The sequence below is a fragment of the Arthrobacter sp. MDB1-55 genome (assembly GCF_059092925.1).
The window spans coordinates 858,100-870,350 of the sequence record NZ_JBNHID010000002.1 but is presented as its reverse complement, the minus strand read 5'-3'; the positions used below and the strand labels follow the sequence as shown (position 1 = coordinate 870,350).

The 12,251-nt window shown below is 63.6% G+C and carries 9 protein-coding genes; 3 read left to right on the top strand and 6 right to left on the bottom strand.

What is annotated here, in order from left to right; all coding sequences use genetic code 11:
- Positions 1-89: 89 nt before the first annotated feature.
- Positions 90-881 (top strand): ZIP family metal transporter, encoded by a 792-nt coding sequence (locus tag AC5RU3_RS11400; protein ID WP_493965574.1) that lies wholly within the window; start codon positions 90-92, stop codon positions 879-881.
- 13 nt (positions 882-894) lie between these two features.
- On the opposite strand, the gene AC5RU3_RS11395 is transcribed toward AC5RU3_RS11400, so the two are convergent.
- From AC5RU3_RS11395 to AC5RU3_RS11375, 5 genes are all read right to left on the bottom strand, one after another.
- Complete coding sequence (locus AC5RU3_RS11395) at positions 895-999, bottom strand: MFS transporter small subunit (RefSeq protein WP_458115770.1); 105 nt, start codon at positions 997-999, stop codon at positions 895-897.
- A gap of 7 nt (positions 1,000-1,006) precedes the next feature.
- On the bottom strand, positions 1,007-2,389 hold the full coding sequence (locus AC5RU3_RS11390; protein ID WP_493965573.1) for an OFA family MFS transporter: 1,383 nt from the start codon (positions 2,387-2,389) through the stop codon (positions 1,007-1,009).
- 149 nt (positions 2,390-2,538) lie between these two features.
- Positions 2,539-4,611 carry a 4-alpha-glucanotransferase gene (gene malQ / locus AC5RU3_RS11385; protein ID WP_493965572.1) on the bottom strand — a complete coding sequence of 691 codons (2,073 nt, stop codon included), beginning with the start codon at positions 4,609-4,611 and terminating at the stop codon, positions 2,539-2,541.
- Positions 4,612-4,715: 104 nt separating this feature from the next.
- On the bottom strand, positions 4,716-6,836 hold the full coding sequence (locus AC5RU3_RS11380; protein WP_493965571.1) for an FG-GAP-like repeat-containing protein: 2,121 nt from the start codon (positions 6,834-6,836) through the stop codon (positions 4,716-4,718).
- A 245-nt stretch (positions 6,837-7,081) separates the two neighbouring features.
- Positions 7,082-9,232 carry an FG-GAP-like repeat-containing protein gene (locus tag AC5RU3_RS11375; protein ID WP_493965570.1) on the bottom strand — a complete coding sequence of 717 codons (2,151 nt, stop codon included), beginning with the start codon at positions 9,230-9,232 and terminating at the stop codon, positions 7,082-7,084.
- 213 nt (positions 9,233-9,445) lie between these two features.
- On the opposite strand from AC5RU3_RS11375, the gene AC5RU3_RS11370 reads away from it, so the two are divergent.
- On the top strand, positions 9,446-11,383 hold the full coding sequence (locus AC5RU3_RS11370) for an acyl-CoA dehydrogenase family protein (RefSeq protein WP_493965569.1): 1,938 nt from the start codon (positions 9,446-9,448) through the stop codon (positions 11,381-11,383).
- Positions 11,384-11,461: 78 nt separating this feature from the next.
- Positions 11,462-11,620 (top strand): hypothetical protein, encoded by a 159-nt coding sequence (locus AC5RU3_RS11365; RefSeq protein ID WP_309070520.1) that lies wholly within the window; start codon positions 11,462-11,464, stop codon positions 11,618-11,620.
- Positions 11,621-11,642: 22 nt separating this feature from the next.
- Here AC5RU3_RS11365 and AC5RU3_RS11360 read toward each other — a convergent pair whose 3' ends face one another.
- Complete coding sequence (locus tag AC5RU3_RS11360) at positions 11,643-12,191, bottom strand: acyl-CoA thioesterase (RefSeq protein WP_309070519.1); 549 nt, start codon at positions 12,189-12,191, stop codon at positions 11,643-11,645.
- Positions 12,192-12,251: the final 60 nt, after the last annotated feature.

Below are 12,251 nucleotides of genomic sequence, written 5' to 3'. Positions count from 1 at the left end.
ATAATCGTCGATGGGTTGGAGGATCGTCGTTCATACCCGATGATCCTGCAACCAATCGACGAATCCCGCGCAAGGCTTATACTTCCGGCATGGGTACCTCCCTGCTTTTCGGTCTGGTGGCTTCGACGCCGCTGATCATCGGTTCGCTGATCGGTATCCGGTTCGAGCTGCCGAAGCGGATCCTGGCGATCCTGCTGGCTTTCGCCGCAGGGTCTCTCATTACCGCGCTCGCCTTCGAACTCTTCCTGGATGCCTATGAGCATGGCGGGCTCGTTCTCGCTGCTGTGGGCCTCTTTGCGGGCGCGGTTGTCTTCACCGTCCTGAGCGCACTGCTCGACAAGTGGGCTCAGCCGGGCGACCAGGATATTCCGGCGGACGAGTACGAGGGCAGCCCCAAGCTCGACACGGACGCCGCTGCCCAGGAGAAGAAGCCTTCCAGCACCTCCGCCCGCGGCGCTGCCGGTCTGGCCCTCCTTGCAGCTGTCACGCTCGACGGCGTGCCGGAGAACGTGGCGCTCGGTGTCGCTCTCGGTGAAGGCAGCGGGGGACTCGCGCTCCTCGCAGCTATTTTCGTCTCGAACCTACCCGAGTCGCTGGTGGGCTCGGCCTCCATGCGGAGCCAGGGGATGCCGAAGGGGCGCATTCTGGGGCTCTGGACGGCGTGTGCAGTCCTGCTTGTGATTGCCGTCATCATCGGCGCCGGACCGCTCTCCGGCGCCGCTCCTGAAACCATCTCGCTTCCACTCGCTTTCGCGGCCGGCGCCGTCATCGCGTCGCTCGCTGACACCCTTATGCCGGAGGCTTATGAACACGGCGGACCCGCAGTGGCACTGGCCACTGCCGCAGGGTTTGTCCTCGCGTTCGTGCTCTCGCTGATGTAGAACGGGCTGGCGGCTATCCCGTGAAAAGCGCGGCCACCCGCGTGAGGGTCTGGAAGATTCCATAGGCGAGCGGCACTGCCACCAGCGCCCACACAACAGTCAGACGAGCCTTGGTCATTTCCATCTCATGCCTCCATCGCAGGTTCGGTGGTCTTCTTTGGTTCGTGGAAGCGGGAATCCACAGGCTTGATCAGCAGGTTTGCGGTGAAACCGACAATCAACAGGCCAACCATGGTCAACAGGGCGGGCTGGTAATCCGCAGCAACCAACTGTCCGGGCGTTCCGCGTGCGTCAAGGAACCCGTTGACGATCAGGGGTCCGGCGATGCCGGCTGCGGACCAGGCCGTCAGCAGTCGGCCGTGAATGGCGCCCACCTGGAATGTGCCGAACAGGTCGCGAAGGTACGCGGGGACGGTGGCAAAACCGCCGCCGTAGAAGGAGATGATCACGAACGCGAGCAGCACGTAGAGGATCGTGGTTGAAGCGCCTGCGAGGGCCAGCACCGTGTAGAGGACGGCACCGACGCCGAGGTAGACCATGTAGATGCGCTTGCGTCCGATGTGGTCCGAGGTGCTCGACCAGACGAAGCGTCCAACCATGTTTCCGATGGACAGCAGGCCAACGAAGCCCCCGGCCACCGCTACCGAAACAGCGCTGAGTCCGTCGGGCTGGCGGAAGAAGTCCTGGATCATCGGTGCAGCCTGCTCAAGAATGCCGATACCCGCCGTCACGTTGCAGAAGAGTACAACCCAAACGAGCCAGAACTGCTTGGTGCGGATGGAGTTCTTGGCCGAGACGTTGTCAGTGGTGACAAGTGGCTTCGATTTCAGCGTGCTCGGGTCGAAGCCGTCGGGACGCCAGTCGGCGGCGGGGACCTTGATAGTGAAAGCACCGAACACCATGTAGATCAGATAGATCACTGCGAGGGTCACGAAGAGCATCCCCACCGCGTCGCCGCTGGCAACCCATCCTTCGCTGCCCGAGTTCGGGTCATACATTTTGAGCAGCTGGGTTGACAGCGGGCTGGCAATCAGCGCGCCACCGCCGAACCCCATGATCGCCATTCCGGTGGCCAGTCCCGGACGGTCCGGGAACCACTTGATCAGCGTGGACACGGGCGAGATGTAGCCGATACCGAGACCGATTCCGCCGATGACGCCGTAGCCGAGATACACCAGCCACAGTTGGTTGGTGAAAATGCCGAGCGCACCCACCAGGAAACCGCTCACCCAGAACATTGCCGAGGTGAACATGGCCTTGCGCGGTCCGTTCGTGTCCACCCAGGTGCCCATGACGGCGGCGGACAGGCCGAGCATCACTATGGCGATGGAGAAGATCAGACCGATCTGGGTCAGGCTTGCGTCGAAGTGTTCCACGAGCGCCGTCTTGTAGACGCTGGTGGCGTATGCCTGGCCGATGCACAGGTGCACGGCAAGTGCCGCCGGCGGAATCAGCCAGCGGTTGTATCCGGGTGGGGCGATGGTGTGTTCCCTGTCAAGCCAGCTCATGGACGAAATGCCCCTTCTCTATATGTTGGACGTCATCGTCCGCTCGGCCCCCACCACAGAACATTGTGCAGTAGGTCACACATTGCCCGGGGCAAGTATCGCCGTCGAGCGGTGAACGGTCATCGTAATGCGATGAACGGTATGCGTTGTTAGTCCCCGATTGCCCGGACCAGCGCGTCGAACCGGGCCAGCTTCGGCAGGTCTTCAACCAGCACGACGCCGTCCGGTCCCGCCAGCGGGACCTGCCAGTTGGGATACTGCTCTGCGGTGGTTCCCGGCTGGTTCTGGGTGCGCTCCTCGCCGACGGCGTCCGTCAGCGCCACGCCGAGCAGTACGGAAGGCGTCCGGGCGATGAAGGAGTGCATCGCTTCCACCGTCTCCTGAACCGTGGCAGGCGCAGTCCCCGTAGTGGATCGCACAAGGGAGAGTACCTGTTCCTGCGTTTCCCGGTCTGCAGCTTTCTCCTCCTGCACCGGCCGGCTTAACAGTCCGAGCTGTTCGCGCAGCTCAACGTGGCGGTGGGCCAGGTACCCGGCAGTCGGCGGCAGGTCGTGCGTGGTGACCGTGGTGAGGCACGCCGTCCGGTACTGCTCCGCAGGGCGGGGCTCATCGTCGTCGTACTCAAACCACAGGATCGACGTGCCGAGCACGCCACGCTCAGCCAGGTACTCCTGGACGCCCGGCTCGAACACGCCAAGGTCCTCACCGACGACGACGGCGCCGGCCCGTTCTGCCTCCAGCGCAAGGATTCCGATGAGCGCCTTATGGTCGTAGTAAACGTAGGCGCCGTCCCCGGGCATGGACCCTTGCGGAATCCACCACAACCGGAAGAGACCGAGGATATGGTCGATCCGGATTCCGCCCGCGTGCCGGAGGATGGTGCGCAGCATGTCCCGGTAGGGCGCGTACCCGGATTCAGCAAGCCGTTCCGGGTGCCACGGGGGTTGTGCCCAGTCCTGGCCCTGCTGGTTGAACATGTCAGGCGGGGCACCGACGCTGATACCGGAGGCCAGCACGTCGCGCAGCGTCCAGGCATCGGCGCCGGCGGGGTGAACGCCCACCGCCAGGTCGTGCATGATTCCAAGGTTCATCCCGGCGTTGATTGCCGCCCGCTGGGCTTCCTCCAACTGCTGGTCGCAGAGCCACTGGAGCCAGGCGTGAAACTCGATGCGGTCGGCAAGGTTGGAACGCTGGGCCTCGAGGAACTCCGGGGCATCCCATTGAGGCGCCCCTTCGGGCAGGATTTCAGCGAGGGCCGACCACAGGGCGAAATTCTCGAGCCCCGGCCCGGCCTCCTTCCGGAATTGCCGAAATGAGTCCTCCCGCTCAGGCGTGCGCCGTACGGCGAAAAGGCGTTCCAGCGCCTCCAGCTTGGCGGCGTAACTGGGATCCCGCTCTATGACTTCCGCATTCTGGTTTGCATCCTTGAAACGGGATGCCAGCTCGCGGACCGTGTCCGAGTCGGTGTCAGTAAGCTTCTTGAATTCGGGAATGTTCTCCACACGCAGGTAGATGGGGTTGAAGAAACGGCGCGTGCTCGGCAGGTAAGGGGACGCCTCCACCGGCGGTTTGGGCTGCGCCGCGTGCAGCGGGTTGATCAGCACGAATCCGGCACCCTTGTCAGCGGAGATCTCGGCCAGCCGAGCAAGATCGTCGAGGTCACCGATCCCCCACGACGACCGGGACCGCACGGAGTACAGCTGCGCCATGAGCCCCCACGTTCGGCTGAGGCGATCGGCGGTGCTGAGCTTGCGTGGCGTCACGACGACGGTGCAGCTGCTGTCGGTCGATCCATCGTTCGCAAGGAGCGTATGCCACCCCAGTGGCAGGTCGAGCGGGATCTTCACCTCGAAGCGGCTGATGGTCTTGTCGGCCACCTCCTTTTCCTGCACCGCTTCCGGGGTCAACGGCAAGTGGTTGCCGTCCTCAAGCTCCAATCGGAGGGAGAGTGCGGCACCCGGCTCGACATTAACGGCCACCGTGGTGGGGTCACCCTGGCGAATCACGACGGCGGCGGGCAGCGTACTGAGCCACGGCGCCGCTTCGGCGGCACGGAGGGAGGAGGCGACGTCGTCGTCATCCGCGCAGGGAACGCCCAAAGCGGTGAGGACCGCGATGAGGGTGGCGTCGCTCACCGTTTGCGGAGTTCCGTCCCATCCCTTGAATGTGGTTCCGATGTGGTGCTTCTCTGCCAGTTGCGCCAGGGGTGTGAGCTCAGCCATCTTCCTAATCTATTGGCTTGGCGGCCTTCGTGCTTGCACATGTCGATCCCCTCCCGCCTGAACGGGAGGGGATCGACACGGTATTCAACTGTGTTTTCCGGCGGTTATGGGGCGATGGTGAAGCCTCCCCACCCTGTGCCGATCTGGGTACGGGCTCCGGCGAAGCCGCCGGTGCCGCTGCCGTTGTAGACGTAAAGCCTGCCGGTGCTGTCGCGGGCTACCAGGTCACTGGTCGTGTTGGCGGTTCCCCACGCTCCGGGACCCACAATGGTGAAGCCGTTCCAACCGGTTCCGATCTGGGCCGATCCGCTGAAGGTGCCGGCCCCCGATCCCCGGTAGAGGAACAGTGCGCCGTTGGAGTTACGGGCGATGACGTCGGACCGCCCGTCGCCGCTGAAATCACCAGTGCTGAGGATGGCCGTGAAGCCGCCCCATCCCGAACCGGGCTGGGTGCGGGTGCCGAAGCCGCTCGCACCGTTTCCTGGGTAGAGGAAGAGTGCGCCTGTGCTACTGCGGGCCAGCAGGTCTGCCCTACGGTCCCCGTTGAAATCACCCGGCGTGACCAGCGCGGTCATGCCGCCCCAACCGGTGCCGATTTGGGTGCCGGCGTTGATCCTGCCGGTGCCGGTTCCGGTGTAAAGCCAGAGCCGTCCGGACGTATCCCGGGCAATGACGTCTGAGCGTCCGTCACCGCTGAAGTCCCCCGGCTGCAGAACGGCGTTCATCGCACCCCAACCCGTGCCGATCAGAATCCGGGTTCCAAAACCGCCTGCGGCAGTTGAGGGGTAAAGGTACAGATTGCCGCTGGAATCGCGTGCGACGAGGTCAGGATTACCGTCCCCGTTCATATCCTTCTGCTCAGCTGTGCCGGCAGGTGGCGTGGTGGTTGTTCCGATCCGCCAGGTGTACGAACCGTTGGCGCTTACGTTTCCGGCAACGTCGGTGGCCCGGACGTTGAAGGTGTAGTCACCTGCAAGCTGTTGGTCGTACGTGTGCGGGGAGGTGCAAGCACGCCACGTAGCGTTACTGGGCAGCAACTGGCACTCAAAGTTCGCGGATGCCTCACCGCTGAACGTAAACGACGGAGTAGTGTCCGCGCTGGGATTCGACGGCGTGCTCTGGAACGTCGGCGCCGCCGGAGCGGCAGTATCCACCGTCATCTGCAGGGTTCCCGAGGTGGCTACTGCCCCCGTGGTCGCGTCGGTCACGACGCGGGCCTGAACCCTGTAGGCACCGCTGGTAAGCGCCGTCGTAGGAGTCAGGGTGTACGCGCCGGTTGCCGAAGCTACAGCGGTAACACCTGTGCCTACACCGTTGACGACGAGCTCGACAGTGGCTCCTGCCGTGGCCGTGCCAGAGAAAGTCGGCGTGGTGTCGTTGGTGATGTTGTCGGCGTTGGAGCGGCCGGAGTCGCTCAGTGCATCCAGGTCGGGCGTAGACGGTGCCCCGTCCACGACGTCGGCGATGAGACCCTGAACCGTGAACAGATTCGTCGACTGATTAACACCGGGGCCGACGATCGAAACGCTGTTGTTTCCCGACGGCGCACCCGTGACTGTACGGGCGGTGTTGATATCACCGATGGTTCCCGCTGGGGCGGTGGTCTGCCGCAGGAATCTTGCGGTTGTACCGACGGCGTAGTCTCCCAGGAATGCCTGGCCGACTGCCTCCCAGTTACAGGGTGTATCGGCGCAGCCGTCGTCGATCGTCTCGTTGATGACACCTTCCCCGTCAGCTGTGAAGGTGTGAACGCCGTAGGGGTGCGTGAAGGTATAGGAACCGTTGGCCTGAAGCCCTTCGAATCGGAAGCGCAGCCGGCCGAAACCTATCTGGTCGCCGGGGACCACAGCGTCGTTGGCGTGGGCAGCCTCAAGGGCAGCTTCGTACGAACCAAGCGTGCCGACGTCGGCAGATGCGGCGAACCAGAAGGACTCGTCCGGGAAATTGTCGGGGTAGGACACCGGCAGCTCGGGATTAGGCGGCTCGGACAGGCAACCACGGCCTGCTTCGTAGCACAGTGCCAGTTTGATGGTGCCGTCGTCGTACCACTCAGGGTAGCCGTGCAGAGTGCTGATGGGGCCGGTTGCGGCGGTGGCAGCCTGGGCGGGTGCGGCGGCAAAGGGCGCGAGTGCTGTGATGAGCAGCGCGCCGGTGAGAACAGATGATGTGAGGCGAAGTGTGCGGCGGCCCGTCGGTGGGTCCACCGCGTATGGATGGTTGGACATTTCAGAGCTCCCTCGTTCGAAACCAAAAACCGCTTACTGTCGGCTTCGGTGTTTTTCAGGGTGCTCCGTCCTCCTTGGACAATTCTTGGGGTTTGGGAAATTCGGTCCCGTCCGGTGAGGCGACAGGGTAGGATTCCGCATCCCTACTCGCCGGTAGGTTCGCGCGGAGGCCCGCCCTGCACGTCGATGGCCCCCTCCCACCGGAGTGGAAAGGGGCCATCGGCTATCTAGATGGCCGGCGTGCCTTACTGGGCGATGGTGAATGCGCCCCAGCCGGTACCGATTTGCGTGCGGGTTCCGGAGAATGTTCCGGTGCCGCTGCCGCGGTAGAGCCAGAGGGCTCCGGCACTGTCCCTGGCGACAACGTCGGCGCGGGTGTCAGCGGTGCCCCAGGCACCCGGGCCAATCAGGTGGAAGCCGTTCCAGCCGGTACCGATCTGCGCCGAGCCGGCGAAGGTGCCGGTCCCGGAGCCGCGGTACAGGGTAAGTGTTCCGGCGGAGTTACGGGCGATGACGTCTGAGCGGCCATCACCACTGAAGTCACCCGTGCTGACCAAGGAGGTGAACCCTCCCCAGCCGCTGCCCGGTTGGGTGCGTGTGCCGAAGCCGCTCGCACCGTTTCCTGGGTAGAGGAAGAGTGCGCCGGCGGCGTCGCGGACCAGAAGGTCAGCCCGGCGGTCGCCGTTGAAGTCACCCGGGGTGACGAAGGAGTTGAAAGCACCCCAGTTGGTCCCCGTGGCGATCTGGACGCCGGCGTTGATCCTGCCGGTACCGGTTCCGGTGTAGAGCCAGAGCCGTCCCGAGGTATCGCGTGCCAGGACGTCGGAGCGTCCGTCATTGTTCAGGTCACCGGGTTGCAGGATGGTGTTCATGATGCCCCAGCCGGTACCCATCTGGATCCGGGTGCCGAAGCCGCCGGCTGACGTGGATGGGTACATCCACAGGGTGCCTGCGCCGTCGCGTGCCACGAGGTCGGGCCGGCCGTCGCCGTTCATGTCCTTCTGCCGTGCGGTGGTGGCCGGAGGCGGAGGGGTCGTGGCGGTGCCGATCTGCCACGTGTACGAACCGTTCGCGCTCACGTTGCCGGCGGTGTCGGTGGCCCGCACGTTGAACGTGTAGGTACCGTTCACCTGGGCGTCGTAGGAATGAGGCGAAGTGCATGCACGCCAGACCGAGTTCGTCGGCAGCAACTGGCACTCCAACGTGGCCGAGGCCTCACCACTGAACGTGAAGGACGGCGTATTACTTGCAGTCGGGTTCGACGGCGTGCTCTGGAACGTCGGGGCCAGAGGAGCGGCAGTGTCCACCGTCATCTGCAGGGTTCCCGAAGTAGCTACTGCGCCCGTGGTCGCGTCGGTCACGACACGGGCCTGAACCCTGTAGGCACCGCTGGTAAGAGCCGTCGTGGGAGTCAAGGTGTACGCGCCGGTTGCCGAAGCTACGGCGGTAACACCTGTGCCTACACCGTTGATGACGAGCTCGACAGCGGCTCCTGCCGTGGCCGTGCCCGAGAAGGTCGGCGTGGTGTCGTTGGTGATGTTGTCGGCGTTGGAGCGACCGGTGTCGCTCAGGTCATCAAGATTCGGCGTCGATGGCGCTCCGTCGACAACGTCGGCGATCAGACCCTGAACCGTGAACAGGTTCGTCGACTGATTAACACCGGGGCCGACGATCGAAACGCTATTGTTTCCCGACGGCGCACCCGTGACTGTGCGAGCCGTGTTGATATCACCGATGGTTCCCGCCGGTGCCGTGGTCTGCCTCAGGAAGGTGGCGGTGCTCCCTACGGCGAAGTCGCCCAGGAACGCTGCGCCAACCCTGTTCCAGTCACAGGGAGTCTCAAGGCAACCATTATCGATCGTGGCATTGATCTCACCACCACCACCCGGGGCGGCCGTAGCCGTGAACTGGTGGGTTCCGTAGGGGTGCGTGATCGTGTAGACCTGTCCTGCGGTAAGCCCTTCGAAGCGGAACCTCAGCCGGCCGAACCCGATTTGATCACCGGGAATGACTGCTTCGTTGGCGTGCGCCGCCTCGAGGGCAGCTTCGTATGATCCCAGCGTGCCCACTTGCGCAGAGGCTTGGAACCAGAAGGATTCGTCCGGGAAGTTGTCCGGGTAGGCGGCAGGCAGTTCCGGATTAGGCGGCTCGGACAGGCAACCACGGCCTGCTTCATAGCAGAGCGCAAGCTTGATGGTCCCGTCATCGAACCATTCCGGATAACCGTGCAGCGTACTGACGGGGCCGGTAGCAGCGGTGGCCGCCTGGGCGGGCGAGGCTGCCAGGGGTGCAAGCGCTGCGACCAACATGACGCTTGTGAGGACAGAGGCGGTGACCTTCTTGGGTTGGGTGCGGCGTCCCTTCGGTGGATCAACCGCGTAATGAGAATTGGACATTTCAGAGCTCCCTTTGTGAGACCGAAACCTTGCTTACTATCAGCTTCGGTTGCAGAAAGGGTGCGTCGCGCTCCTTGGGCATTCCTTGGGAAATCATAAGGCTCGTTCTAATAACTCTTTTTGTGACGCTAGGATTCCGTTTTCCTACTCGGGAGTAGCATTAGTCCATGGCCGGGTTCCGGCTGGCGGAGCCTGCCAATGAAGGGGGCTGCCATGAGCGCCGAGGCACTTCAGGAGAACGTCAACGAGCGCACTTCCCGGGAGGTGGCCGAGTCCGCCCGCGAGACGGAATGGAACCGGCCAAGCTTCGCGAAAGGCCTCTACCTGGGCCGTTGCGACATCTCCCTCATCCACCCCTTGCCATCCTCCACCTACACCGAGAACGACGACGGCGAACAGTTCCTCTCCCGCCTTACCTCGGTTTTGGCCACCATGGAGGGACAACGGATTGAGAAGGAGTCGCTGATCCCCGACGAATACCTTCGCGACCTGGCCTCCGTCGGAGTTTTAGGCATCAAAATTCCCAAGGAATTCGGTGGCCTGGGCCTCTCGCTGACCTACTACGGGCGAGCCCTGATGCTCCTCTCATCCGTTCACCCCAGCATCGGCGCACTGGTGTCGGCACACCAGTCGATCGGGGTCCCGGAGCCGGTCCGCATGTTCGGCACGCCGGAACAGAAGCGCGAATACCTTCCCCGCTGCGCGTCCGGCGCGGTCTCCGCCTTCCTCCTCACCGAACCCGACGTCGGCTCGGACCCCGCCCGCATGAACGCTACCGCCACCTATACCGACGACGACGGCACCTACATCCTGAACGGCAGCAAGCTCTGGACCACGAACGGAGTGATCGCCGAACTGGTAGTGGTGATGGCGAAGGTGCCACCTCACAGCGGTGGACCGGGTGGTATCTCTGCGTTCGTGGTCGAAGCGGACACACCTGGCATCACGGTGACGCACCGCAACGCGTTCATGGGGCTGCGTGGAATCGAGAACGGCGTCACCCGCTTCGAAAATGTCCGGATTCCAGCGGCTAGCCGCCTGGGCAGAGAGGGCCAGGGTCTGAAAATCGCCCTGACAACCCTCAATACCGGCCGGCTCTCCATTCCCGCGAACTGTGCGGCAACAGGGAAATGGTCGCTCAAGATCGCCAGGCAGTGGTCGAATGCCCGCGTGCAGTGGGGGCGCCCGATCGGAAAACATGAGGCGGTCGCCCAGAAGATCTCCTTCATTGCGGCCACGGCGTTCGCCCTCGAATCCGTTTTCGAGCTCTCAGCCGCGCTGGCTGACTCGGGCCAGAAAGACGTTCGCATCGAAGCGGCGCTGGCGAAACTCTGGTCCAGTGAGATGGCCTACCGCATCGCCGATGAACTGGTGCAGATCAGGGGAGGTCGCGGGTATGAGACTGCTGCGTCCCTCAAAGCCCGCGGGGAGCGGGCCGTGCCGGCTGAACAGCAGCTCCGGGATCTGCGGATCAACCGGATCTTTGAAGGGTCCTCTGAAATCATGCACCTTCTCATCGCACGGGAGGCCGTCGATGCCCACCTCGCGGCGGCAGGCGACCTTGCGTCGTCGGACGCTGATCTGAGGGCAAAAGCAAAGGCGGCAGCCGGCGCCAGCAGTTTCTATGCCGGCTGGTTGCCGCACCTGTTGGCAGGGCCGGGCATGTCCCCGCGCTCATATTCCGACTTCGGCCGGCTCGCCGGCCACGTGCGCTTCGTCGAGCGGGCATCCCGACGCCTGGCCCGTCACACCTTCCTCGGTATGGCCCGATGGCAGGCGAAGCTCGAGCACCGGCAGGTATTCCTCGGCAGGATCGTGGACATCGGGGCGGAGCTCTTCGCAATGGCTGCAACCTGCTCACACGCCAAACACCTGGAGGGACAGGGGCGTCAGGAGGCAGGCGAACTCGCCGACGTGTTCTGCCGGCAATCCCGGATGAGGATCGAGCAGCTTTTCACCGACCTGTGGAGGAACACAGACAACGCCGATTCCCGGCTCGCAGGAAGGGTTCTGGACGGCCGGTACGAATGGCTGGAGGAAGGCGTCCTCGACCAGTCGGACGGAACAGGGCCGTGGATTGCGGAGGCGAACGGTGCGGAACCGTCCGGAGCATCGTTGAGTGCGGAAGACCTGCATCGCCGCTACCGGTGAGGTAGTAAGCTTCCTTTCCTTTTCATCCTGGACTTCTTACGATGGAACGACAGCCGAAGCCGACCTTGAGGACACCTGATGAATGAGACTCCGGACAAGCAGCCCTCCATCGACGACGGCGAGCTCACCCCGAAGGGCCAAAAGAAAGTCAGCTACGTAATGATGGCCGGCATCGCCGTAGTGATTCTCGGTTTCGTGATCTTCGTCGTCGCGAGCGCAGTCCTCAACGGAGGCTGACGCCCTCGACCCGCCCCGATACCTAGCGCACCCATTCGTGCGGCGCAGGCCTGCGAGTGCTGGGAAGCGCGGTGTTCGAGCGCCATTCGTGGAGCCATTCCGGAAGGACCATATCCTCAGGCGGGTATCCGAACGCTTCGAAGATGTCGGCATTTGGAACGGGTCCCTTTGAGCCGAGCAGGCGCGTGGCGACATAGGCGCGTGCGTAGACCTCGTCGTCGCGCACCATGCGCTGATCGAAGTAAATTGCGCGCTCATCGAAACCGACGATCCGGGTTTCGATGGTGTAGCGGTGCCCAAGCTGCAGGGACTTCCGGAATGTGATGGTCTCCGCGTTCACCACCGGGCTCCAGCCCTTCTGACGCATGACCTTCCAAAAGCCGCTCCGGATCATCAGGTCGAAGCGCCCCAGATCCATCAGCGAGAGGTACATGCCGTTGTTGACGTGCATCGCTATATCAATGTCCGTGAGCTGAACCCGCAGCGGCAGGGATGCCGGGTCCCAGATGCTTACTGCCTTGCGTCGACGGGAGGCGATGAGGAGCCAGAGGGTCCGGAAGATCAGGTGCATCGCTCCATATTACCCGCGAGTAACATCGCTCGAGCGGTTGCCGCCCGGAGAACTGTGAAC